The following is a 23696-nucleotide window of genomic DNA, read 5'->3' as shown; positions in this document are numbered from 1 at the left end:
ATGGCTCATCAATTCAGAAACGACTTCGAAGCGCTGAGGGCCGAGCTCGACGGCATCGCGCTCGAAGACAATCCGGCTTTGGTGAAGCAGAAGAGCCGCGACTTCTTCTGGTATTCGCCGGTCCTGAAGGCCCAGCTCGACCACGTCACCGCGGACCTGGTCGCGACGCCGAAGGACGAGGCGGAGGTGATCCGCATCCTGAAGGCCGCCTTCAAGCATGACGTCCCGGTGACCCCGCGCGGCACCGGCACCGGCAATTACGGCCAGGCGATGCCGCTCTCCGGCGGCCTGATCCTCAACCTCGCCGAGATGAACAAGGTCAAGGCGATCCATCCCGGCCGCGTCATCGCCGAGCCCGGCGCCGTCATCGCCCAGCTCGACGCCGAGACGCGCGCCCATTCCGGCCAGGAACTGCGCCTGCATCCCTCGACCGCCAAGACCGCGACGATCGGCGGCTTCATCGCCGGCGGTTCCGGCGGCGTCGGCTCGATCCGCTGGGGCGGCCTGCGCGACATCGGCAACGTGCTGCGCCTGCGCGTCGTCACCATGGAGGCCGAGCCGCGCATCCTCGAGCTCACCGGCTGGGAACTGCACAAGGTGATGCACGCCTATGGCACCAACGGCATCATCACCGAAGTCGAGATGCCGCTGACCACAGCCTATGACTGGGTCGACATCCTGGTCGGCTTCGACGACTACATGGACGCGGTCCGCTATGCCGACAGCGTCGGCAATTCCGACGGCCTGCTGATCAAGGAGCTCGCGACCGTCGCGGCGCCGATCCCGTACGACTATTTCCTGCGCCACCAGAAATTCCTGAAGCCCGGCCAGTCGCTGGCGATCGTCACGGTCGCGGCGCATGCGGTCGACGCCTTCCTGGCGCTGACCTCGCGCAGCAAGGGCGAGGTGGTGTTCCGTTCCGATACGGCCGAGGATCTGAAGGGCATCCCGCCGAACTACGAGCTCGGCTGGAACCACACCACGCTGCGCGCCATCCGCGTCGACCCGTCGATCACCTATCTGCAGTCGATGTATCCGCCGCCGCACCATATCGAGAAGATCGAGACGCTGACGAAGCTGTTCGGCGACGAGGTGCCCGGCCATCTCGAATTCGTCCGCTTCGACGGCAAGATCACGCCGATGGGCCTGCCGATGGTGCGCTACACGACGGAAGAGCGCCTGGACGAGATCATCCGCATCCATGAGGAGCATGGCTGCCCGATCTTCAATCCGCATCGCTACACGCTGGAGGAGGGCGGCATGAAGCAGACCGATCTCGCCCAGCTCGCCTTCAAGCGCGAGGCGGATCCGAACGGCCTGCTCAACCCCGGCAAGATGATCGCCTGGGAGGATCCCGATTTCGACTTCACGTCGACCAAGACCTTCCTGTTCCCCGGCATCCGGGCAGTCGGCTGAGATGGCTCGGGGGGGCCTCTCGCTTTTTCACATGATCACGGCGGCGCGCTGAGCCATGCGCGCGCTTGTGGTCTACGCTCATCCCGTGCCGGAGAGTTTCGGCGCCGCGCTCCGCGACACCACCCTCGAGGCGCTCCGCGCCTCGGGGCATGAGGTCAGGCTGCTCGACCTCTACGCCTCCGGCTTCGATCCCGTCATGCGCGCCGACGAACGGCGCGTCTACAACGAGCCGGTGGTCAACGAGATCCCGATCGCCGAGCATCTCGCGCTGATCAAATGGTGCGAGATCCTCGTCTTCGTCTATCCGACCTGGTGGTTCAGCCCGCCGGCCATGCTGAAGGGCTGGCTGGAGCGGGTCTGGGTGCCGCATGCGACCTTCGTCATGCCGACGGCGACGCGCGGCTCGCGGCCGGCCATGCAGAACATCCGCAAGCTCGCCGTGGTGACGAGCTGCGGCGCCAGCTGGATCCTGTCGAAGTTCATCGGCGAGCCGGGCCGGCGGATCTTGCTACGCGGCATTCGCTCGCTCTGCCATCCGTTCTGCCGCACGCTCTATCTCGCGCACTACAAGATGGACAGCTCGACGCCCGAAAGCCGGGCGCGCTATCTGGCCAAGGTCCGCCGCAAGATCGGCAGGCTGTAGCTCACCTCCGAGCGAAGCGGCTACCGGTTCGCTTTCAGAGAACGCGACCCAACAATGAGTGGGGGCGCCAGCGCTGCTCCAAGCTCGCCGTCATCCCCGCGCAGGCGGGGATCCATGCCGCCGAAGCCTCGCCGCGGGAAACCGGGCAACCCGGCGGAATGGATCCCGGGTCTCCGCCCGGGATGACGGAGCGTCCTGATCCAAGCGCCTTCGACACGACAACGGACACTTCCCGGGGGGAGGTGGGCTGCTTGCCGGCATCGGGACGAGAAGCATTCCCTCCCCACAAGGGGCAGCAGGGGCGAAGCACCGTCCGCCAAAAAAGAAACGGCGGCCCCTTGGAGCCGCCGTTTGGTTGTCCGGACGGGCTTGCCTCAGCGCGCCAGCAGCTTTTCGAGCTCGGGGCGGAACTCGTCGGCGATATCCGGGCGGTCGAGCGCGAAGGCGACGTTCGCCGCCAGGAAGCCGACCTTGTTGCCGCAGTCATAGGTCTGGCCGTCGAAGCGGCAGCCGTAGAAATACTGGCGGTCCATCAGGCGCAGCATGGCGTCGGTCAGCTGGATCTCGTTGCCGGCGCCGCGCTCCTGCTTCGAGAGCAGATCGAAGATCTGCGGCTGCAGGATGTAGCGGCCGTTGATGTAGAGGTTGGAAGGCGCCACTTCCGGCTTCGGCTTCTCGACCATGGCGTTGATGCGGAAGGCCGGGCCGCCGATCTCGGCGCCGATGCCGACGATGCCGTACTGGTGCGTCTGCGCCGGGTCGCATTCCTCGACTGCGAGCACGTTGCCGCCCCATTCCTCATAGACCTTGACCATCTGCTTCAGACAGCCCGGCTCGCCCTTCATCACCATGTCCGGCAGCAGCACGGCGAAGGGCTCGTTGCCGATCATCTCGCGCGCGCACCAGACGGCGTGGCCGAGACCGAGCGGCACCTGCTGGCGGGTGAAGGAGGTCGAGCCCGGCTTCGGCAGATCCTTGGCGAGGAGGCTGAGCGCCTCCTTCTTGCCGCGATCCGTGAGCGTGGCTTCGAGTTCGTACTGGACGTCGAAATGATCCTCGATGACCGCCTTGTTGCGGCCGGTGACGAAGATCAGGTGTTCGATACCGGCTTCGCGCGCCTCGTCGACGGCGTACTGGATCAGCGGACGATCGACGACCGTCAGCATTTCCTTCGGCATGGCTTTGGTCGCAGGCAGGAAGCGGGTGCCAAGACCGGCGACGGGGAAAACGGCCTTGCGAATCTTCGGGTTCATAGACGCCTCACGGATGCATCGGTACGGGGAGCATATCGGCAGATTTCTATCGATAACGCTAATGGAAAAGTGTGAATTTCGGCCGCATCAAGACTTCGTTCACCTATTCATAGTTCATTAACAATACGAATCTGTTGGGAGTTTCAAAGTGGCTGTTCTGGTGACGGGCGGTGCTGGCTATATCGGTAGCCACATGGTGTGGCGTCTTGTTGACGCTCATGAGGCCGTTGTCGTTCTTGATCGCCTGTCCACCGGTTTCCAGTGGGCCGTGGCGCCCGAGGCGGTGTTTGTTGAAGGCGACATTGCCGACGAGGCGCTGGTCGAGCGGCTGGTGGCGGAACATGCCATCGATGCGGTCATCCACTTCGCCGGTTCGATCGTCGTGCCGGACTCCGTCGCCGACCCGCTTGGCTATTATCTCAACAATACGGTCAAATCGCGCGCGCTGATGGCGGCGGTGATCCGCGCCGGCGTCAAGCATTTCATCTTCTCCTCGACCGCCGCCGTCTATGGCGATACCGGCACCGAGCCGGTCGAGGAGGGCGCGCCGCTCTCGCCGCTGTCGCCCTATGGCCGCTCCAAGCTGATGACCGAGATGATGCTGGAGGATGCGTCGCGCGCGCATGACTTCCGCTATGTGGCGCTGCGCTATTTCAACGTCGCCGGCGCCGATCCGCGCGGCCGTACCGGCCAGTCGACCAAGGGCGCCACGCATCTGATCAAGGTCGCCTGCGAGACCGCGCTCGGCAAGCGCGAGCGGATCGAGATCTTCGGCACCGACTATGACACCGCCGACGGCACCTGCGTGCGCGACTACATCCACGTTTCCGACCTCGCCAACGCGCATGCCGACGCGCTCGCCTATCTGCGTGCCGGCGGCGACAGCCTGGTTGCCAATTGCGGCTATGGCCATGGCTATAGCGTCCGCGAGGTGATCGACGCCGTGCGCCGGGTTTCCGGCCGCGACTTCGAAGTGACGACGCGCGAGCGACGCGCAGGTGACGTGCCTGCGGTTGTCGCAAATTCGACACGCGCCCGGTCAAAGCTCGGCTGGCGACCCGAACATGACGACCTCGACCAGTGCGTCGCGACGGCGCTGGCATGGGAAGAGGCGCTGGGAAGACGAAACCAGCGCGATTGAACGCGCCCCCCGGCGTGGAGCGCTCCGGTCCCCCCGATCCGGAGCGGATAGCAAGCGAACCTGAGGAGAATTCTGCGACATGGCATTTTGGAGCCCGCCCGTTTCCGCGATGCAGCCGATCCGCGCTGCCGGAACCCGCGCCTTCCTGCTGGTCTTGATGCTGTTGGCCGGATTGTTGCCGGCCATGGCGGACGCCGCCGGACAGCGCTGGGTGGCGAGCTTCTGGCCGACGGCGCAGAAGGCCGGCATCTCGCGCAGCGTCTACAACGCCGCCCTCGGCAATTTCACGCCCGACCCCGACGTCCTGGCCAAGGCGCAGTCGCAGGCCGAATTCGTCAAGCCGCTCTGGGAATATCTGGACGGCGCCGTCTCGGCCAAGCGGCTGGAGAACGGCCGCGACATGCTCAAGCAATATGACCGGCAGCTGCGCCAGATCGAGCAGGCCTTCGGCGTCGACCGCAGCGTCGTGGTGGCGATCTGGGGGATGGAATCCTCCTATGGCCAGGTGCTGACCAACGACAAGATCGTCAAGAACACCATCCGCTCGCTGGCGACGCTCGCCTATCAGGGCGGCTCGCGTGCCAAGTACGGCCGCCAGCAGCTGATCGCGGCGCTGAAGATCATCCAGAACGGCGACGTGACGCCGCGCGGCATGGTCGGCTCCTGGGCCGGCGCGATGGGCCACACCCAGTTCATCCCGACCACCTACCAGGCCTATGCGGTCGATTTCGACGGCGACGGCAAGCGCAACATCTGGACCTCGGAGGTCGACGCGCTCGCCTCGACGGCGAACTATCTCGCCAAGATGGGCTGGCGGCACGGCCAGACCTGGGGCTACGAGGTCGAGCTTCCGGCCGGTTTCGACTGGCGCCATGCCGATTCCGGCGAGACGCTGTCGCTCGACCAGTGGCGCAAGCTCGGCCTGCACCGCGTCGCCGGCCGGCCGTTCCCGGCCTCGACCGAGCCGGCGCGGCTTTATGCGCCGGCGGGCGCCGGCGGCCCGGCCTTCCTGCTCCTGCAGAATTTCCGCGTCATCAAGCGCTACAACAACGCCGATGCCTATGCGCTCGCGGTCGGCCACCTGTCGGACCGGCTGCGCGGCGGCAATGATTTCGTCTCCGGCTGGCCGCGCGACGCACGGCCGCTGCAGGCGTCCGAGCGGGCCGAACTGCAGTCGCTGCTCGGCCGGCACGGCTATTATTCCGGCGCGGTTGACGGCAAGATCGGCGCCGGGACCAAGCGGGCGATCCGCTCCTACCAGGCGTCGGCCGGCATGATCCCGGACGGCTATGCCTCAACGGGGCTGTTGCAGCGCCTGCGCTCCGGCAGTTAAGATCCTTTCCTCAAGGGAAGGCCGCCGAGGGCAGGCGGTCCTTCCCGCCGGATATCGCCATGCTGGTTCGTCTCTTCCGCGCCGTCGCCGTCGTCCTGCTGGTTTCCTTTGCCCTGGTTGGCGTGATGGAGCCGGCCTCGGCACAGTTTAGGGGCCCCGCCGGCTTTCTCGATCGCCTGTTCGGCATCGAGCGGCCGCCACCGCCGGGGGCTTACCCCGTGCCGCCGGGCGAGATCGGCCGTCAGCGGCCGCCCTCCGCCCAGAGGGCGCCGCGCGACGAGCAGCCGCGCAAGAAGCGGCCGGCCGCGCCGGCCGAGCCGGTCTATCCGGCGCTGGAGATCCAGCCCAAGAACCCGGACGCCAAGAAGGTGCTTGTCGTCGGCGATTTCGTCGCCGGCGGCCTCGCCTGGGGGCTCGACCAGGCCTTCGCCGAGGAACCGCGCCTCGCCGTCGTCGACCGCTCGGACGGTCCGTCCGGCTTCGTCCGCGACGATCATTTCGACTGGGCCGGCAAGATTTCGGAGATGCTCGTCGCCGACAAGCCGGACATGGTGGTCGTGCTGATGGGAACCAATGACCGCCAGCAGATCCGGACCAAGGACGGCCGCTTCGCGCCGCGTTCGGACGAATGGCAGAAGGCCTACCAGCAGCGCGTCGAGCGCTTCCTGCTGGCGCTGCAGGCCTATGGCAAGCCGGTCTACTGGGTCGGCGTGCCGCCGATGCGCTCGAAGGACGCCTCGGCCGACATGGCCTTCCTCAACACGCTGTTCAAGGGCCGGGTCGAGGCCGTCGGCGGCAGTTTCATCGACATCTGGGACGGGTTCGCCGACGAGAGCGGCCAGTTCGTCGCGCGCGGGCCGGATGTCGAAGGCCAGACGCGGACGCTGCGCGGCAGCGACGGCATCAATTTCACCAAGGCGGGACGGCGCAAGCTCGCCTTTTTCGTCGAGCGCGACATCCGTCAGGGCAGCGGCTTCGGCCTGCCGATGAGCTCGGTGACACCGACCAATCCGAACGCGACGATGGAGATCGGCCCGGACGGCAAGGAGCGCCAGGTCGGCCCGGTGATCTCGCTGACCGATCCGGAGCCGGGCGCGGCCGACGGCAAGCTGATCGGCGCGCGCGACCAGACCGTGCCGGGGCCGGCGGCGGACAGTCTCCAGTACAAGCTGACCGTCGAGGGCAAGTCGCCCGCCGCCCAGCCGGGCCGCGTCGACGATTTCGCCTGGAAGCCGCCGCATGCCGAGGACGAAACGGCCGACGCGCCGGGCAGCATCGTCGACGGCATCGTCATCCTGCCGGCCCCGACCGCCGGCGTGCCGCAATTGGCGCCGGCGCTGCGATAGGGCGGTTTGGCTGGGTAGGGTGAGGAGCCGCCAGACAGCCCTTCCAAGCCCATCGATCGGCTCCGCCATCATCCTGAGGTGCTTCGCGTCAGCGAAGCCTCGAAGGAGGATCCAGTGGAGCTCCGAAACTCCCGCGCATGGCCGTTTGCCCCCGAAGGGAGCTTCTTGGACCCTCCTTCGAGGCCCGGCTGCGCCGGGCACCTCAGGATGATGGTCGAGCTTTGCGAATGCAGTCGGGGAGAGAGGTTCTCGGCGCCCCTCGGACATGAAAAAAGCCCCCGCCGGCGACCGGCGGGGGCTTCTTCGTTTCAGGAACGCGCCTACCAGGCGAGGTTGGTCGCGCCCATCAGGTGCTTGTCGATCGAGTGGGCGGCCTGGCGACCCTCGCGGATCGCCCAGACGACCAGCGACTGGCCACGGCGCATGTCGCCGGCGGCGAACACCTTGTCGACCGAGGTGCGGTAGTCGCGGGTGTTGGCCGCGAGGTTGCCGCGCTTGTCGAGATCGGCGCCGAGTTCGGTCAGCATGCCCTCGTGCAGCGGATGGGCGAAGCCGATCGCCAGGAAGACCAAGTCGGCGCGGATGATGAACTCCGTGCCCTCGATCGGCCGGCGCTTCTCGTCGACGCGGGCGCACTGGACGCCCGTGACCTTGCCGTTCTTGCCGACGACGCCGAGCGTCGCGCAGGCGAACTCGCGCTCGGCGCCCTCGGCCTGCGAGGAAGACGTGCGGAACTTGGTCGGCCAGTAGGGCCAGACCGCGAGCTTGTCTTCCTGCAGCGGCGGCATCGGGCGGATGTCGAGCTGGGTGACGGCGAGGGCGCCCTGGCGGAACGAGGTGCCGACGCAGTCCGACGCGGTGTCGCCGCCGCCGATGACCACCACGCGCTTGCCGGTCGCGATGATCGGCTCCTCGTGGATCTCCTCGCGGCCGACGCGGCGGTTCTGCTGGACCAGGAACGGCATGGCGTAGTGCACGCCCTCCAGTTCCGCGCCCGGCAGCTTCGGATCGCGCGGCGCCTCGGCGCCGCCCGTCAGCAGGACGGCGTCGTGATCGGCGACCAGCTCGGCCATCTTCCTGGTGACGCCGATGTTCTGGCCGTAGTGGAAGGTCGCGCCCTCGGCCTCGATCTGCGCGACGCGCCGGTCGATGAAGTGCTTCTCCATCTTGAAGTCCGGAATGCCGTAGCGCAGCAGGCCGCCGGCCTTCGGCTCGCGCTCGAAGACATGGACGTCATGGCCGGCGCGGGCGAGCTGCTGCGCGGCGGCCAGGCCCGCCGGGCCGGAGCCGACGACCGCGACCCGCTTGCCGGTCTTGACGGCGGCGATCTCGGGCTTGATCCAGCCCTGATCCCACGCCTTGTCGGCGATCGACTGCTCGACCGACTTGATGGCGACCGGAATGTTCTCGAGGTTCAGCGTGCAGGCTTCCTCGCACGGGGCGGGGCAGATGCGGCCGGTGAACTCCGGGAAGTTGTTGGTCGAATGCAGGTTGCGCGCGGCCTCCTGCCAATCGCCGGAATAGACGAGGTCGTTCCAGTCCGGGATCTGGTTGTGCACCGGACAGCCGGTGTCGCCATGGCAGAAGGGAACGCCGCAATCCATGCAGCGCGCCGCCTGCCGCGACACGTCCTGGTCGCTGAGCGGCAGGGTGAATTCCCGGAAGTGCCGGATGCGGTCCGCAGCCGGCTGGTACTTCTGGTCCTGGCGGTCGATTTCGAGGAAGCCCGTTACCTTACCCATTTTATTCCCCTCACTCCGCCGCCACGCCGTAGCGCGCGCGTTCCATCTCGATCAGTGCGCGCCGATACTCGACCGGCATGACCTTGCGGAATTTCGGACGATAGCTTTCCCAGTGCTCCAGGATCTCCTTGGCCCGGCTCGAGCCGGTGTAGTGGAGATGCTGCGAGATCAGGCGGTGCAGGCGCTCGTCATCGAAGCGGTTCATGTTCGACGTGATGTCGATCCGGCCCTTGTGCTCGATGTCGCCGCCATGGTGGTGCAGCTTCTCGAGCAGGTCGTCCTCTTCCTGGACGGGCTGGATCTCGACCATCGACAGGTTGCAGCGTTCGGCGAAGGTCTCGTCCTCGTCGAGCACATAGGCGATGCCGCCGGACATGCCGGCCGCGAAGTTGCGGCCGGTCTTGCCGATGACGACGACGATGCCGCCGGTCATGTATTCGCAGCCATGGTCGCCGCAGCCTTCGACGACGGCGATCGCGCCCGAGTTGCGGACGGAGAAGCGCTCGCCGGCGACGCCGCGGAAATAGGCCTCGCCCTCGGTCGCACCGTAGAGAACGGTGTTGCCGACGATGATCGACTTCTCCGGCACGATGCGGCTGTTCTCGGCCGGGCGCACGACGATGCGGCCGCCGGAAAGGCCCTTGCCGACATAGTCGTTGCCTTCGCCGATCAGGTCGATCGAGACGCCCCGCGCCAGGAACGCCGCGAAGCTCTGCCCGGCGGTGCCGCGCAGCGTGATCGCGATCGTGTCGTCCGGCAGGCCGTCATTGCCATAGCGCTTGGCGACTTCGCCCGAGAGCATGGCGCCGGCCGAGCGGTCGGTGTTGTGGATCGCGGCCTCGATCTGGACCGGCTTGCCGGTGGCAAGCGCCGGCTGGGCCTCGGCGATCAGCTTGCGATCGAGCACATGTTCGATCGGGTGCTTCTGCCGCTGCGTGTGCCGAATTTCGTCCGGGCCCGCCTCGACCTTGTGGAACAGCTTGGTGAAGTCGAGACCTGACGCCTTCCAGTGATTGACCGCCGCTACCTTGTCGAGCCGGTCGGACTGGCCGATCAGCTCTTCGAGGCTGCGCGCGCCCATCGCCGCCATCAACTGACGCACTTCCTCGGCGACGAAGAAGAAGTAGTTGATGACGTGCTCCGGCTCGCCCTTGAAGCGCTTGCGCAGGACGGGGTCCTGCGTGGCGACGCCGACCGGGCAGGTGTTCAGATGGCACTTGCGCATCATGATGCAGCCGGCCGCGATCAGCGGTGCCGTCGAGAAGGCGAACTCGTCCGCGCCGAGCAGCGCGCCGATGATGACGTCGCGACCGGTGCGGAAGCCGCCATCGACCTGCAGGGCGATGCGCGAGCGCAGGCCGTTCAGTACCAGCGTCTGCTGGGTCTCGGCGAGGCCGATCTCCCACGGGCTGCCGGCATGCTTGAGCGAGGTCAGCGGCGACGCGCCGGTGCCACCCTCGAAGCCGGAGACCGTGATGTGGTCGGCGCGCGCCTTGGCGACGCCGGCGGCGACCGTGCCGACGCCGACTTCCGAGACGAGCTTGACCGAGACGTCGGCTTCCGGGTTGACGTTCTTCAAATCGAAGATCAGCTGGGCCAGATCCTCGATCGAGTAGATGTCATGGTGCGGCGGCGGCGAGATCAGGCCGACGCCCGGCGTCGAATGCCGGACCTTGGCGATGGTCGCGTCGACCTTGTGGCCGGGCAGCTGTCCGCCTTCGCCGGGCTTGGCACCCTGCGCCACCTTGATCTGCATCACGTCGGAGTTGACGAGATATTCCGTCGTCACGCCGAAGCGGCCGGAAGCGATCTGCTTGATCGACGAACGCATCGAGTCGCCGTTCGGCAGCGGCACGAAGCGCTCGGCCTCCTCGCCGCCCTCGCCGGTGTTCGACTTGCCGCCGATCCGGTTCATGGCGATGGCGAGCGTGGTGTGCGCCTCGCGCGAGATCGAGCCGAACGACATGGCGCCGGTGGCGAAGCGCTTGACGATGTCCGCCGCCGGCTCGACTTCGTCGAGCGGCACCGGCGTCAGGCCGACATCCTCCGCCATCTTGATCTCGAACAGGCCGCGCAGCGTCAAGAGCGCCTTGGACTGCTCGTTCATCGCCTTGGCGAAGTCGTCGTAGCGCTCCCACGAACCGGTGCGGACGGCATGCTGCAGGGTCGCCACCGAGTCCGGCGACCAGGCGTGCTTCTCCCCGCGGATGCGGTAGTTGTACTCGCCGCCGATATCGAGCGTGTTGCGCAGGATCGCGCCGTCGCCAAAGGCGGCGGCGTGGCGGCGGACCGTCTCTTCCGCGATCTCCTTGAGGCCGACGCCCTCGATGGTGGTGGCGGTGCCGAAGAAGTAGCGGTCGACGAATTCCGAAGCGAGACCGATCGCGTCGAAGATCTGCGCGCCGCAATAGGACTGGTAGGTCGAGATGCCCATCTTGGACATGACCTTCAGAATGCCCTTGTCGATCGACTTGACGTAGCGATGCACGATCTCTTCGTCGTCGACCTCCTCGGGGAAGTCCTTCTTCATGTCGGTCAGGGTCTCGAAGGCGAGATAGGGGTTGATCGCCTCGGCACCGAAGCCGGCCAGCACGCAGAAATGATGCACCTCGCGCGCCTCGCCCGTCTCGATGACTAGACCGACCGAGGTCCTGAGACCCTTGCGGATCAGGTGATGGTGCACGCCGGCGGTGGCGAGCAGGGCAGGGATCGGGATCCGGTCCGGCCCGATCATGCGATCCGACAGGATGATGATGTTGTAGCCGCCATGGACGGCCGCCTCGGCGCGCTCGCAGAGCCGCTCCAGCGCGTCGGCCATGCCTTCGGCGCCCTGTGCGATCGCATAGGTGATGTCGAGCGTCTTCGACTGGAACGGGTTGTCGTCCAGCTCGCCGATGGCGCGGATCTTCTCGAGATCCGGGTTCTCCAGGATCGGCTGCCGCACTTCCAGCCGCTTGCGGCGGCCGGCACCCGACAGGTCGAACAGGTTCGGCCGCGGCCCGATGAACGAGACGAGGCTCATGACGAGCTCCTCGCGGATCGGATCGATCGGCGGGTTCGTCACCTGGGCGAAGTTCTGCTTGAAGTAGGTGTAGAGCAGCTTCGACTTGTCGGAGAGCACCGAGATCGGCGTGTCCGTGCCCATCGAGCCGACCGCTTCCTGGCCGGTGGTGGCCATCGGCGCCATCAGGAGCTTCAGGTCCTCGGTGGTGTAGCCGAAGGCCTGCTGGCGATCGAGCAGCGTCACGTCGGTGCGCGGCGCGCGCGGCGGCACCGGCGGCAGGTCTTCCAGCACGATCTGGGTGCGCGCCAGCCACTCCTGGTAGGGGAGCTTGGTGGCGAGCTCGGTCTTGATCTCCTCGTCGGAGACGATGCGGCCCTGCTCGAGGTCGATCAGCAGCATGCGGCCGGGCTGCAGCCGCCACTTGGTGATGATCTTCTCTTCGGGGATCGGCAGCACGCCGGATTCGGACGACAGCAGCACGTCGCCATCCTCGGTGACGAGGTAGCGCGCGGGCCGCAGGCCGTTGCGGTCGAGCGTCGCGCCGATCCGTACGCCGTCGGTGAAGGCGACGGCGGCCGGCCCGTCCCAGGGCTCCATCAGGGCGGCATGATACTCGTAGAAGGCGCGCCGCTGCTCGTCCATGAGCGGGTTGCCCGCCCAGGCCTCGGGGATCAGCATCATGGCCGCGTGCGGCAGCGAATAGCCGCCCTGGACCAGGAATTCGAGCGCGTTGTCGAAGCAGGCGGTGTCCGACTGCCCCTCATAGGAGATCGGCCACAGCTTCGAGATGTCGTTGCCGTAGAGCTCACTGTCGACCGAGGCCTGCCGCGCCGCCATCCAGTTGACGTTGCCGCGAACCGTGTTGATCTCGCCGTTATGCGCGACCATGCGGTAGGGGTGGGCCAGCCGCCAGGACGGGAAGGTGTTAGTCGAGAAGCGCTGGTGAACGAGCGCGATCGCGCTTTCGAAGCGCTCGTCGTGGAAGTCGAGATAATAGGCGCCGAGCTGCTCCGCCAGGAACATGCCCTTGTAGACGATCGTCCGCGCCGACAGCGACACGACGTAGAAGTCGTTGTCGAGGCCGGAATAGGCCGCGTAGATGCGGTTGGAGATCACCTTGCGGATGATGAACAGCCGCCGCTCGAACTCGGCCTCGTTGGCGATGCCCTTGCCGCGGCCGATGAAGACCTGGCGATGGTGCGGTTCGGTCGCCGCGATCTCGGGCGCCTTGGAAAGCGACGAGTTGTCGACCGGCACGTTGCGCCAGCCGAGCAGCTCCTGGCCCTCGGAGGCGACGACTTCCTCGACGATCTTCTCCATGCCGGCGCGGACTTCCGCGTCCTGCGGCAGGAAGAGGAAGCCGACGGCATAGGAGCCGGGCTCGCCGACGGCGAAGCCGAGCCGGGTCGCTTCCTCGGCGAAGAAGCGATGCGGGATCTGCACGAGCATGCCCGCGCCGTCGCCCATCAGCGGATCCGCGCCGACCGCGCCGCGATGCTCGAGGTTGCGGACGATCTGCAGGCCGCTCTGGACGATGCGGTGCGACTTCTCGTTCTTCAGGTTCGCGATGAAGCCGACGCCGCAGGCGTCGTGCTCGTTGCGCGGATCATAAAGGCCCTGGGCGCCGATTCCGCCGGCCTTATTGCGGGCGGCCGTGCTTTTGGCCGCGCGGGCCGTTGCCGCTGCTGCCATCTGCATTTCCGCTTCGCGTAAGACCTTCGGCATCTGAGTGCCCTCTCATCCTCTATGGTTCATCATTCGACGTCTCGACCGGCCGCTCTCCCGCCCGTCCCTTGGGACGTTTGGATGACCAACCGGCGTACCCGCCGCATTCGATACTTGAGACGCTTCGCGTCCAAATCCTCCGCCGCGCCGGAAGGGGCGCGACGACGACCCTTCCGGGCCGCGTCCGTGTCGCAAGCAAGGTTCATTCCGACCCCCGCTTGCCCCGTCTCCCAATGCCCATGATCGCTTGGCGTTGCACTCGATAATGGGACAGTAAGGCTGTCCTAATTGACGGCGCGCCAAAATGCCAGAACTCTTTCCCCACGGCAAGCGCGCTGATGATCACGCATTATGTTTGTTTCGAAAGGTACGTGGCCATCACAGTTTCGTTGATGAATGTCGGCCCCGAACGTAACAAAATTGCGAAACGTGTGTCTGACGCTGCGTCATCGGATTGGTCGATTTGGGCGCATTTCTTGCTGCATTTTTAGGCATCGGTCGCCGTGGAAATAGGCGGCGCCATTCGAGCCACTTCGCCGCATAAGGGGGCTTGCGCTTCGTGCCGCTCCGCCGCGATATGGCGCGATGATCTTCGCAAGCGATAACTGGACAGGGGCCTCCGACCGCGTGGCGGCCGCCCTCGTCGAAGCCGCCGGCGCCCGCGCGCCGGCCTATGGAAACGATCCGCTGACGGCGTCGGTGGAAGCGGCCTTCGCGCGCGTCTTCGAGCGCGACGTCGCCGTCTTCTTCGTGGCGACGGGAACCGCCGCCAACGCGCTGGCGCTGGCGCAGTTCGGCCGGCCGGGCGGGGTGGTCTTCTGCCACCGCGACGCCCACATCGCGGTTGACGAGGGCGGGGCGCCGGAGTTCTTCGGCAATGGCGCCCGCCTGCACCGGATCGACGGCGCCGACGGCAAGCTGCACCCGGCGGATCTCGCCGCGGCGATCGCGCTCTATCCCGCCGAGGCGGTGCATCACGGCCAGCCGGTGGCGGTCTCGATTAGCCAGCTGACCGAGGCCGGCACCGCCTACGAACCCACGGAAATCGCCGCTTTGGCGGCCGTCGCGCACGGCGCGGGCCTGCCGCTGCACATGGACGGCGCGCGCTTCGGCAATGCGATCGCCGGGCTCGGCGTCTCGCCCGCGGAGGCCAGCTGGCGTGCCGGCGTCGACGTGCTCTCCTTCGGCGGCTCGAAGAATGGCTGCTTCGCCGCCGAGGCCGTGATCTTCTTCGACAAGGCGCAGGCGCGCGGCTTCGAATTCCACCGCAAGCGGGCCGGCCACCTGTTCTCGAAGAGCGGCTTCGTCTCCGCCCAGTTCTCCGCCTATCTCGCCGACGGTCACTGGCTCGAACTCGCGGCGCACGCCAATGCGATGGCGAGCCGGCTGGCGGCCGGCATCACGGCGACGCCGGGAGCCTCGCTCGCCTTCGAGCCGGACGGCAACGAGCTGTTCGTGGTGATCCCGCGCGAACTGGACGCGCGGCTGCGGGCGGCCGGGGCCATCTATTACGAGTGGTCGCCGGAAGGGCTGGTCGAGCGCGACCGGCGCGGCGAATTCGTCGCCATTCGCCTGGTCACCAGCTTCCGGACCCGTGTCGAGGAAGTCGAGAATTTCGTGCGAATAATTTCAGCAGTCGACGCCTAGAAAATAGGCGCCCCACTTTCGTGGGGCGCCCCATCAACAGGCTTGTATCGCCAAGTCGGGTCAGGCGGCTTTCGCCTCGATCTGCTGGCCGCCGGACTTGCCGCTGGTGATCGCGATGGTGCGCGGCTTCATCGCTTCCGGAATCTCGCGGACGAGTTCGACGTGGAGAAGTCCGTTTTCGAGTCGGGCGCCTTTCACCTCGACATGGTCGGCGAGCTGGAACCGGCGCTCGAAGGAGCGCGCGGCGATGCCGCGATACAGCACCTCGGAGTCCTGGCCGTCCTCGACCTTCTTCTCGCCCTTGACGGTCAGCGTGTTCTCACGCGACTCGATCGAGAGTTCGCTGTCGTTGAAGCCGGCGACCGCCATGGTGATGCGGTAGGCGTTCTCGCCGGTGCGCTCGATATTGTAGGGCGGATAGCCGGGCACGCCGCCTTCGACGCCGGTGGTCTGGTCGAGCAGCGAAAAGAGACGGTCGAAACCGACGGTGGAGCGATACAGGGGGCTCAGATCAAACGTACGCATGGGGTGTCCTCCTTCAGAGCGACATAGGATCGAAACTCACGCATTGCCGCCATTTCCGGCCGGCATCACGCGTCTCGCGGACCCGCTATCGGCATCCGCAGACTGGATGTGGGAACCTTCCGTCACGTCTTCAAGAGGCTAGGCGGCCCCGCGCCGGCGCCGGCCTCGGCCCGCCCGGAATTCGGTGCGCCGGCTCGCTGAACGCCACATGAACGACCAATTCGGATGGTGTTCAGGCGCCCGGTGGCAAGCTCACCTCAATGCCGGCGATGACTTGGTCTTTATGACCTGGTCGTGCGGCCCACCCCGGAGACAGAACATGATCAAGGTCCTTCTCGCCACGACAGTCCTGATCGGATCGCTCGCCGCCCCGATGGCGGCGCAGGCCCAGGACTACCGATTCGAAGGCGGCCGCGGCGGCTACGAGGATGGACGCGGCGGCCCGCGTCCGGTCTATCGCGACGACCGGCGCTATCCGCTCAGCCCGCGCCAGATCTTCCGCGCGGTCCGCTCGCAGGGCTATTACGACGTCAACATCATCCGCGACCGGCGCGACGTGTCGATCGTCCGCGCCTCGGCGCGCGGCCGCGACTTCATCCTGGTGGTCGATGCCTATAGCGGCGACATCCTCCGCCGCCGTGTGGTCGACAATGGCTGGCGCGGCGATCGCGGCTGGCATGGCGGCTGGGGCGACGACTGGCGCCGCTGGTAGTCGTATCGCCGGGTTCCCTCGGCTTTCGACCGTCGGCCGGTCTCGATCCGCCCCCCGCACGAGAACGGCCCGACAGCCGGTGGCATCGCAAGGTGCCGCCGGCTTTTCATTTGCTCGCTTTGCTTGTGGCCCCCGGGCGGCTCGGTTAAACCCGAAAGACCCTCGAAAGCGGACCTGCGCGGCGGATGAGCCTGATCACCCTTTCCGAAAATCCGATTCCGGCCGGCGCGGTCGAGCAGACGGTGACGACCGAGGACGGCGTCCGCCTGCGGGCCGCGGTCTGGCGGCCGTCGGGCCAGCGCAAGGGCACGGTCTGTCTCGTTCACGGCCGGGCCGAGGCGATCGAAAAATACTACGAGGTGGTCGGCGAACTGCTGGCGCGCGGCTTTGCCGTCGCGACCTTCGACTGGCGCGGGCAGGGCGGGTCCGAGCGCCGGCTTCCGAACCCTCTCAAGGGCCATGTCGACGATTTCTCCGAATATGAGCGCGATCTCGAGGCGTTCATGCAGCAGGTCGCGCTGCCGGATTGCCCGCCGCCCTATTTCGCCCTGGCGCATTCGACCGGCGGTCTCGTCTGCCTGCGCGTCGCGCGCCGCTCGCGCCAGGTCTTCTCGCGCATGGTGCTCGCCGCGCCACTGCTCGATTTCGGCGGCTTCGCGCCGTCGCGCCGGGTGATCAATTTCACCGCCGGCGCCTTCTCGCTGCTCGGCCTCGGCGATGCCTTCCCGCCGGGCGCCAAGATCGCGCAGGTCGAGGAGCGCGGTTTCACCGGCAATCCGCTGACCAGCGATCCCCGCCGTTTCGCCCGCACCCTCGCCGTCAGCAAGGCGCAGCCCGAACTCGGGGTCGGCGCGCCGACGATCGCCTGGCTACATGCCGCCTGCCGGGCGATGAACGAGGCCGCCAATCCGGCCTTCGCCGCCGGCATCCGCATTCCGACGCTGTTGATCGCGGCCGGCGAGGACCGCGTGGTGTCGCCGCTCGCGATCGAGCGCTTCGCCCGCGAGATGCGGATCGGCGCGCAGATCGTCATTCCGGGATCGCGGCACGAGATCCTGATGGAGCGCGATCCGATCCGCGGGCTGTTCTGGGCCGCCTTCGACGCCTTCATTCCGGGCTCGAACGACTAGACCTCCCGACGCTCGCCGCCCCAAGTCTCTGTTTCGACGGCTGGTTTTTCTCCGGGGGATTTGCGAGCCTCCGCCATCCTCGAACAACAGGGCATCGCCATGGATCTGAAACTCAACGACAAGACCGCACTCGTCTTCGGCGGATCGCGCGGCCTCGGCCGGGCGGTCGCGGCGGAACTGGCGGCCGAGGGCGCCAAGGTCGTCATCGTCGCGCGCGACGCGGCGCGGGTGGAAAAGGTGGCGGCGGAGATCGGCGCGATCGGCCTCGCCGGCGACGTCTCGAAGCCGGGATCGAGCCGCGTACTGGTGCAGCAGGCGGCCGAGCTTCTCGGCGGCGGCCCGGACATCCTGGTCACCAATACCGGCGGCCCGGCGCCCGGCAATTTCGAAGCGATCACGGATGCCGCCTGGCAGGCCGGCTTCGACAACCTCTGGATGAGCTTCGTCGAGAGCGTCGGCGCCGCCCTGCCGGCCATGCGCGCCAAGGGTTTCGGCCGCATCCTGGCGGTCACCTCGGTCGCGGCGCGGGAGCCGATGCCCGGCCTCGTCGTCTCGAACGGCCTGCGCGCCGGCCTGCTCGGTCTCGTCAACGCGCTGAGCCGCGACGTCGCGGCGGCCGGCATCACCGTCAATGCGCTGCTGCCGGGCTTCACCAATACCGACCGCATGGCCGAGCTGGGCGTCACCAGCGCCACGGTCGGCCCGAAGATCCCGGCCGGCCGGATCGGCGAGCCGGAAGAGTTCGCCGCACTCGCCGCCTTCCTCGCCTCGGAGCGCGCCAGCTACATCACCGGCCAGGCGATCGCCGTCGACGGCGGTTTGTTGCAGTCGATCTGAGTGCGGCTTTCGCCTCATCCCGGCGGGAGATCGCGCCGCAACACCGCTCTCAACATGCTGAGGAGGCCCGAAGGGCCGTCTCGAAGCACGCAGGCGGTGTTGCCGATACTCCTGCCTTAAGGCTCCGCCATCATCCTGAGGTGCTTCGCGTCAGCGAAGCCTCGAAGGAGGATCCAGCGAAGTACTCCAGTTTGCATACGAAGTCGGGCGAGATCCGGCCCGCAGTGTCCATTCACGGCATTCACTGGACCCTCCTTCGAGGCCCGGCTGCGCCGGGCACCTCAGGATGATGGCTGTGCCGCCCCTACACCTATCTCAACCACAGTGACTCATGAGCCAGACACTCAGGGAGACGCGAGCGAGCGGCGGTCGTCGCCGTCAGGCGGAGCGGTTCAGCGTCTCGAGTATCTTCTCGTGCAGGCGGGCGTCGCCGGTCGCCACCACGCGGCCGCCGCTGGTGGCCGGGCCGCCTTCCCAGTTGGTGACGCGGCCGCCGGCGCCCTCGATCACCGGGATCAGCGCGACGATGTCGTAGGGGTGCAGGCCGACCTCGATGACGGCATCGACGAAGCCGGCGGCGACCATGCAATAGGCGTAGCAATCGCAGCCATAGCGGACGAGCCGGACCTGGCTCTCGACCCGGTCATAGGCCTCGCGATCGGCGCCCTTGAACAACGCCGGCGTGGTGGTGAACAGCACCGCGTCGGCGATCTCGGCGCAGGCGCGCGTCTTGAGCGCCCGGTCGCCGTCCGGCCCCGTATACCAGGCGCGGCTGCCGTCGCCGGCGTAGCGCTCGCGGGTGAAGGGCTGCGCCATCATGCCGAGCGCGGGCTTGCCGCCGGAGACGAGGCCGATCAGCGTGCCCCAGACCGGCAGGCCGGAAATGAAGGCGCGGGTGCCGTCGATCGGGTCGAGGATCCAGACATTCTCGGCTTCGGTGTTCTCGTCGCCGAATTCTTCGCCCAGGATGCCGTGATCCGGATAATGCTCGTTGATCAGCGCCCGCAGCGCCTGTTCCGAAGCCCGGTCCGCCACCGTCACCGGATCGAAGCCGGACGCCGCCTTGTTCTCCACCGCGTCGAGTGCCCGAAAATGCGGCATGATCGCTTTTCCGGCAGAATCGGCCAGCTGGTCGAGGAAGGCGATCAGGGCGGAATCGGTCATGATGGCGGCTCCAGAGGCTTCTGCATGCGGGGCATGCATTCTGTGCATGCCTCCGTCCCGTTCAGAGGTGGCTATCTAACAGGTTGATTTTAAAAGTCTATTTTTATCTGCCCTGAAGGCGGCATCGGGGCGATTTCGTCGGATGTTGCCGAATTGTCGCGGGGAAAGGCCGGATGGGGAAAGAGGTCTTGATCTTTTTGCACTGCAAGCGCAATTTATTGCGGTGCGGTACGTCGATTGGCGTCGATCTACCGCTGCCCTTCTTGGGCGTTTCCTCCCTAGACTTGGGCCGCCTCGTATCCACGAGCGGCCCTTTTTTCTGCCTGGAATTCTACTCGGCCGCCTCGGCGGCGATGGGGTAGAGCGCGGCGTCCGGCACGCTCGACAGCGCCGCCGTGAAGCGGGCGAGGTCGGCGGCGAGCCGCTCGAAGCCGGAATTCAGCTGCAGCGTCCGCTCGTTCATGTAGAGCCCGCGATTGATCTCGATCTGCAGCGCGTGCAGCCCGTTGCCGGGCCGGCCGTAGTGCTCGGTGATGAAGCCGCCGGCATAGGGCTTGTTGCGCGCCACCGCATAGCCGGCGTCGGTCAGGATCGCGTGCGCCGCTTCCGAGATTGCCGGCGCGCAGCTGGTGCCGTAGCGGTCGCCGAGCACGATGTCGGCCCGCGCCCGCCCGGGCGCCGCGCGGACGGAGGACGGCATCGAATGGCAGTCGACCAGCACGCAGAAGCCGAAGCGCTGGTGCGTCGTCGCCAGAAGCTGTCGCAGCGTCTCGTGATAGGGCTTGTAGATCGTCTCGATCCGCAGCAGCGCATCCGCGACCGGGATCGGTTCGGCATAGATCTCGACATTTTCCGAGACGACGCGGGCGATGGTGCCGAGGCCGCCGGCGACGCGGAGCGAGCGCACATTGGCATAGGGCGGCAGCTCGCCGTCGAACATGCGCGGGTCGAGTTCGTAGGGCTCGCGGTTCACATCCAGCCAGGCGCGCGGAAAATGCGCCCGCATCAGGGGCGCGCCGAGCGGCACCACCGACGCGAAGAGATCGTCGACGAACGTATCCTCCGAGCGGCGGATCATCCGTTCGTCGAGCTTCGACGCCTCGAGGAAATCGGCCGGATAGACCCGGCCGCTATGGGGGGAGTTGAACACGAACGGAATGCGCTGCTCGGCCGGAGCCATCACTTCGAAGGGAAGCGCATTCGCAAGGTCCGGCGCGGCGTCGATGGTCGTTCTCCCAGTTCTCTGGCACGCGCAACGGGGTGCCATCTTGGCGCCGGTCCGCGGAACGGATACCTGCGCCGCATCATGGTGCCAATATGGCGTGCAGCTGTCCACCGGCGCGGCAGGGAGCGGGAAATTTCGCCCCCATTCACCCGATATTTACTTCGTTCAGCCGTAATTCGATAACCAAATCACAAGGTGCCGCGAGGCGCCCGATCGAATCTCGACCGAGACCGGCCGTCCAGCCATGGATTCCCTGATGAACCGCATCCTGCTTGCCGAAGACGACAACGACATGCGCCGCTTTCTGGCCAAGGCGTTGCAGAATGCCGGCTATGATGTCGTCTCCTTCGACAATGGCCGCAGCGCCTATGAACGGATCCGCGAGGAGCCCTTCACGCTGCTCCTCACCGACATCGTCATGCCGGAGATGGACGGCATCGAGCTGGCGCGGCGCGCCACCGAGCTCGATCCCGACCTGAAGGTGATGTTCATCACCGGCTTCGCCGCCGTGGCGCTGAACCCGGATTCGAACGCGCCCAAGGATGCGAAGGTGCTGTCGAAGCCGTTCCACCTGCGCGATCTCGTCAACGAGGTGGAGCGTCTGCTCGCCGCCTGAGGAAGTTTTCAACAGGGTCGGGAAACACGAGGCTTGAACCTTCGGAAACACCCGGCTATACACCCGCTCACGCCGCCGGTCCCGCCGGTCGCGGTCAGAAGGATGGGCGTGTAGCTCAGCGGGAGAGCACTACGTTGACATCGTAGGGGTCACAGGTTCAATCCCTGTCACGCCCACCATCCTTCCCACCTCCCTTGAAATACCTAGCGAATTTCTTTCCCGGTCCCGGGATTGAGCCTCGCGATTTCGCCGACCGCCCGGCGCAAGCGCGTCCGGTCTGCCGCGCCCCGTCGCGACGCACCGAGCGCTCCCGGGCAGGCTCCCGTCAGAGCCGGCTTCGCTTTCGGGGGAGAACGGCCGAGTTTGGGACGCGGTCCGGGAGAAGGGGCTTGGTGACCCCCGGTTGCCACGCTGAATCGCCGCCGCTATGGTCGGGCCATTGTTCGCGCCAAACAAAGGAGGGCTGCGTGCGTACGTTCTTTCGCAACATTCGTCAGTGCGGCCCTGTTCATGCCCTGCAAGGATTTTTGCAGGGCTGACCCCGGCGAGCGCCAACGCGCCTCTCTTTTCGGTCTGCCCTTCGTGGTGATGCCGCGCTGAATCCTGTTCACGCGCCGGCATCGTGACAATCACCGGACTTCTTTTGCCTTTGAATGCGCACCCCGCGCGGGGGCGTCGGCGGCGGTCCGGACAGACCCGAGAATTCCCATGGCTTTGATTCATCTGCGCGCGCTTGGCGTGACCCTCGGCGCACCGCTTTTCTCCAACCTCAACCTCGCCATCGAGCCGGGCGACCGCCTCGGCATCGTCGCCGCCAACGGGCGTGGCAAGTCCACGCTGCTCCGGGTGATCGCCGGCGGTATCGAGCCGACGGCGGGCGACGTCACCCGCGCCCGCGGCCTGAGCGTCGGGCATGTCGAACAATATGTTCCCGAAGCGCTGGCCGACGTCGCCTTCCACGACGCGGTGCTGAAGGCGCTGCCGGCCGATCAACTGGAGAGCGAAGGCTGGCGGGCGGATGTCGTGCTCGATTCGCTCGACGTGCCGGAGGCGATGCGGCGGAAGCCGCTCCGCCATTTGAGCGGCGGCTGGCAGCGCCTCGCCATGCTCGCCCGCGTCTCCGTCACCGATCCCGACGTGCTCCTGCTAGACGAGCCCACCAACCACCTCGATCTCGCCCGGATCGGCCAGCTAGAAAGCTGGCTGAACGCGCAGCCGCGCGACACGACCCTGGTGATCTGCAGCCACGACCGCGCTTTTCTCGATGCGGTGACCAACCGAACCCTGTTCCTGCGGCCGGAGGCCTCGCGCGTCTTCCAGCTCCCCTACAGCCGGGCGCGGGCGGCGCTCGACGAGGTCGACGCGTCCGAGGCGAACCGCTTCGAGAAGGACATGAAGGCGGCGCAGCAATTGCGGCGCCAGGCGGCCAAGCTCAACAATATCGGCATCAATTCCGGCAGCGACCTGCTGGTCATCAAGACCAAGCAGCTCCGGCAGCGGGCCGACAGACTGGAGGAGGCGGCGCGTCCCGCGCATCAGGAGCGCTCGGCCGGCGCCATCCGCCTCGCCAATCGCGGCACCCATGCCAAGGTGCTGGTGACGCTCGACGATGCCTCTGTCACGACGCCGGACGGCACGCTGCTGTTTCGGACCGGCAAGCTCTGGATCCGCCAGGGTGACCGGATCGTGCTGCTCGGGCTGAACGGCGCCGGCAAGTCGCGGCTGATCGAGCGGGTGCGTCGGGCGATCGTCGCGCCGGAAGGCGCCGACCCCGCCGTCAAGGCGACGCCGAGCCTGGTGCTCGGCTATGGCGACCAGGGCCTCTCCGATCTCGCCGATACCGATACGCCGCTCGGCGCGCTCTCCCGGCGCTTCGAGCTCGGCGACCAGCGCGGCCGCAGCCTGCTGGCGGGGGCGGGCATCGGCATCGACTGGCAGGCGAGCCCGATCGGCCGCCTCTCCGGCGGGCAGAAGGCGCGGCTCGGCATGCTGGTGCTCCGTCTGACCGATCCCAATTTCTACCTCCTCGACGAGCCGACCAACCATCTCGACATCGAGGGGCAGGAGGCGCTGGAGAGCGAATTGCTCGGGCACGAGGCGAGCTGCCTGCTGGTGTCGCACGACCGCAGCTTCGTGCGCGCCGTCGGCAACCGCTTCTGGCGGATCGAGAAGAAGAAGCTGGTAGAGGTCGAGGGGCCGGAAGCCTATTTCGCGGAGGTCGCCGCGGGATAGGGCCT

The 23696-nt window shown here is 67.0% G+C and carries 17 protein-coding genes and 1 tRNA gene; 12 read left to right on the top strand and 6 right to left on the bottom strand.

What is annotated here, in order from left to right; genetic code table 11:
• Positions 1-1416 carry an FAD-binding oxidoreductase gene (locus AC6HZP_RS20875; protein WP_497524386.1) on the top strand — a complete coding sequence of 472 codons (1416 nt, stop codon included), beginning with the start codon at positions 1-3 and terminating at the stop codon, positions 1414-1416.
• Positions 1417-1471: 55 nt separating this feature from the next.
• The gene (locus AC6HZP_RS20870) at positions 1472-2059 is read left to right on the top strand and encodes an NAD(P)H-dependent oxidoreductase (protein ID WP_497524385.1); all 588 of its coding nucleotides are present in this window, start codon (positions 1472-1474) and stop codon (positions 2057-2059) included.
• Between the two features lie 374 nt (positions 2060-2433).
• On the opposite strand, the gene galU is transcribed toward AC6HZP_RS20870, so the two are convergent.
• Positions 2434-3312, bottom strand: coding sequence for a UTP--glucose-1-phosphate uridylyltransferase GalU (galU, locus tag AC6HZP_RS20865; protein ID WP_201400849.1), 879 nt, complete (start codon positions 3310-3312; stop codon positions 2434-2436).
• 148 nt (positions 3313-3460) lie between these two features.
• Between galU and galE the strand changes: the two genes are divergently transcribed.
• From galE to AC6HZP_RS20850, 3 genes are all read left to right on the top strand, one after another.
• Positions 3461-4453 carry a UDP-glucose 4-epimerase GalE gene (galE, locus tag AC6HZP_RS20860; RefSeq protein ID WP_497524384.1) on the top strand — a complete coding sequence of 331 codons (993 nt, stop codon included), beginning with the start codon at positions 3461-3463 and terminating at the stop codon, positions 4451-4453.
• Positions 4454-4532: 79 nt separating this feature from the next.
• On the top strand, positions 4533-5786 hold the full coding sequence (locus tag AC6HZP_RS20855) for a lytic murein transglycosylase (RefSeq protein ID WP_497524383.1): 1254 nt from the start codon (positions 4533-4535) through the stop codon (positions 5784-5786).
• Positions 5787-5845: 59 nt separating this feature from the next.
• Entirely contained in the window at positions 5846-7132 is a 1287-nt protein-coding gene (locus AC6HZP_RS20850) for an SGNH/GDSL hydrolase family protein (RefSeq protein WP_497524382.1), read from the top strand.
• Positions 7133-7452: 320 nt separating this feature from the next.
• Here the strand turns inward: AC6HZP_RS20850 and AC6HZP_RS20845 are convergent, their stop codons facing one another.
• Positions 7453-8874 carry a glutamate synthase subunit beta gene (locus AC6HZP_RS20845; RefSeq protein ID WP_497524381.1) on the bottom strand — a complete coding sequence of 474 codons (1422 nt, stop codon included), beginning with the start codon at positions 8872-8874 and terminating at the stop codon, positions 7453-7455.
• A 10-nt stretch (positions 8875-8884) separates the two neighbouring features.
• On the bottom strand, positions 8885-13603 hold the full coding sequence (gltB, locus tag AC6HZP_RS20840; RefSeq protein WP_497524380.1) for a glutamate synthase large subunit: 4719 nt from the start codon (positions 13601-13603) through the stop codon (positions 8885-8887).
• Positions 13604-14188: 585 nt separating this feature from the next.
• On the opposite strand from gltB, the gene AC6HZP_RS20835 reads away from it, so the two are divergent.
• Positions 14189-15250: a threonine aldolase family protein gene (locus AC6HZP_RS20835; RefSeq protein ID WP_497524379.1), complete on the top strand. Its 1062-nt coding sequence runs from the start codon at positions 14189-14191 to the stop codon at positions 15248-15250.
• Positions 15251-15310: 60 nt separating this feature from the next.
• On the opposite strand, the gene AC6HZP_RS20830 is transcribed toward AC6HZP_RS20835, so the two are convergent.
• Positions 15311-15775, bottom strand: a complete 465-nt coding sequence (locus tag AC6HZP_RS20830; RefSeq protein ID WP_497524378.1) for an Hsp20 family protein — start codon at positions 15773-15775, stop codon at positions 15311-15313.
• Between the two features lie 319 nt (positions 15776-16094).
• On the opposite strand from AC6HZP_RS20830, the gene AC6HZP_RS20825 reads away from it, so the two are divergent.
• The 3 genes from AC6HZP_RS20825 to AC6HZP_RS20815 all read left to right on the top strand — a co-directional run bounded on the left by AC6HZP_RS20825 (position 16095) and on the right by AC6HZP_RS20815 (position 18454).
• Positions 16095-16487 (top strand): hypothetical protein, encoded by a 393-nt coding sequence (locus AC6HZP_RS20825; RefSeq protein WP_201400841.1) that lies wholly within the window; start codon positions 16095-16097, stop codon positions 16485-16487.
• A 185-nt stretch (positions 16488-16672) separates the two neighbouring features.
• On the top strand, positions 16673-17617 hold the full coding sequence (locus AC6HZP_RS20820) for an alpha/beta fold hydrolase (RefSeq protein ID WP_497524377.1): 945 nt from the start codon (positions 16673-16675) through the stop codon (positions 17615-17617).
• A 99-nt stretch (positions 17618-17716) separates the two neighbouring features.
• Complete coding sequence (locus AC6HZP_RS20815) at positions 17717-18454, top strand: SDR family oxidoreductase (RefSeq protein ID WP_497524376.1); 738 nt, start codon at positions 17717-17719, stop codon at positions 18452-18454.
• A gap of 378 nt (positions 18455-18832) precedes the next feature.
• Here the strand turns inward: AC6HZP_RS20815 and hisN are convergent, their stop codons facing one another.
• Together hisN and AC6HZP_RS20805 are read right to left on the bottom strand one after the other, a co-directional pair.
• Positions 18833-19618 (bottom strand): histidinol-phosphatase, encoded by a 786-nt coding sequence (hisN, locus tag AC6HZP_RS20810; RefSeq protein WP_497524375.1) that lies wholly within the window; start codon positions 19616-19618, stop codon positions 18833-18835.
• A gap of 331 nt (positions 19619-19949) precedes the next feature.
• Positions 19950-20798 (bottom strand): N-formylglutamate amidohydrolase, encoded by an 849-nt coding sequence (locus AC6HZP_RS20805; RefSeq protein ID WP_201400837.1) that lies wholly within the window; start codon positions 20796-20798, stop codon positions 19950-19952.
• Positions 20799-21096: 298 nt separating this feature from the next.
• On the opposite strand from AC6HZP_RS20805, the gene cpdR reads away from it, so the two are divergent.
• The 3 genes from cpdR (at position 21097) to AC6HZP_RS20790 (ending at position 23691) form a co-directional block, all read left to right on the top strand.
• A complete protein-coding gene (gene cpdR, locus AC6HZP_RS20800) occupies positions 21097-21459 on the top strand; it encodes a cell cycle two-component system response regulator CpdR (RefSeq protein WP_244670002.1) in 363 nt (120 codons plus the stop codon).
• Positions 21460-21563: 104 nt separating this feature from the next.
• Positions 21564-21638, top strand: a tRNA-Val gene (locus AC6HZP_RS20795).
• A gap of 529 nt (positions 21639-22167) precedes the next feature.
• Positions 22168-23691, top strand: a complete 1524-nt coding sequence (locus AC6HZP_RS20790; protein ID WP_497524374.1) for an ABC-F family ATP-binding cassette domain-containing protein — start codon at positions 22168-22170, stop codon at positions 23689-23691.
• Positions 23692-23696 lie beyond the last annotated feature (5 nt).

Source organism: Kaistia sp. SLG-1 (assembly GCF_059699055.1).
This window is presented reverse-complemented; position numbering and strand designations above follow the sequence as displayed.

What these genes read in the sequence shown, in the direction of transcription:
- AC6HZP_RS20835 (WP_497524379.1), top strand. Translation starts at nt 14,189, where the DNA reads ATGATCTTCGCAAGCGATAACTGGACAGGGGCCTCCGACCGCGTGGCG.
- AC6HZP_RS20855 (WP_497524383.1), top strand. Translation starts at nt 4,533, where the DNA reads ATGGCATTTTGGAGCCCGCCCGTTTCCGCGATGCAGCCGATCCGCGCT.
- AC6HZP_RS20845 (WP_497524381.1), bottom strand. Translation starts at nt 8,874, where the DNA reads ATGGGTAAGGTAACGGGCTTCCTCGAAATCGACCGCCAGGACCAGAAG.
- AC6HZP_RS20850 (WP_497524382.1), top strand. Translation starts at nt 5,846, where the DNA reads ATGCTGGTTCGTCTCTTCCGCGCCGTCGCCGTCGTCCTGCTGGTTTCC.
- AC6HZP_RS20830 (WP_497524378.1), bottom strand. Translation starts at nt 15,775, where the DNA reads ATGCGTACGTTTGATCTGAGCCCCCTGTATCGCTCCACCGTCGGTTTC.
- AC6HZP_RS20825 (WP_201400841.1), top strand. Translation starts at nt 16,095, where the DNA reads ATGATCAAGGTCCTTCTCGCCACGACAGTCCTGATCGGATCGCTCGCC.
- gltB (WP_497524380.1), bottom strand. Translation starts at nt 13,603, where the DNA reads ATGCCGAAGGTCTTACGCGAAGCGGAAATGCAGATGGCAGCAGCGGCA.
- hisN (WP_497524375.1), bottom strand. Translation starts at nt 19,618, where the DNA reads ATGACCGATTCCGCCCTGATCGCCTTCCTCGACCAGCTGGCCGATTCT.
- AC6HZP_RS20805 (WP_201400837.1), bottom strand. Translation starts at nt 20,798, where the DNA reads ATGGCTCCGGCCGAGCAGCGCATTCCGTTCGTGTTCAACTCCCCCCAT.
- AC6HZP_RS20815 (WP_497524376.1), top strand. Translation starts at nt 17,717, where the DNA reads ATGGATCTGAAACTCAACGACAAGACCGCACTCGTCTTCGGCGGATCG.
- AC6HZP_RS20870 (WP_497524385.1), top strand. Translation starts at nt 1,472, where the DNA reads ATGCGCGCGCTTGTGGTCTACGCTCATCCCGTGCCGGAGAGTTTCGGC.
- galU (WP_201400849.1), bottom strand. Translation starts at nt 3,312, where the DNA reads ATGAACCCGAAGATTCGCAAGGCCGTTTTCCCCGTCGCCGGTCTTGGC.
- AC6HZP_RS20820 (WP_497524377.1), top strand. Translation starts at nt 16,673, where the DNA reads ATGAGCCTGATCACCCTTTCCGAAAATCCGATTCCGGCCGGCGCGGTC.
- AC6HZP_RS20790 (WP_497524374.1), top strand. Translation starts at nt 22,168, where the DNA reads ATGGCTTTGATTCATCTGCGCGCGCTTGGCGTGACCCTCGGCGCACCG.
- AC6HZP_RS20875 (WP_497524386.1), top strand. Translation starts at nt 1, where the DNA reads ATGGCTCATCAATTCAGAAACGACTTCGAAGCGCTGAGGGCCGAGCTC.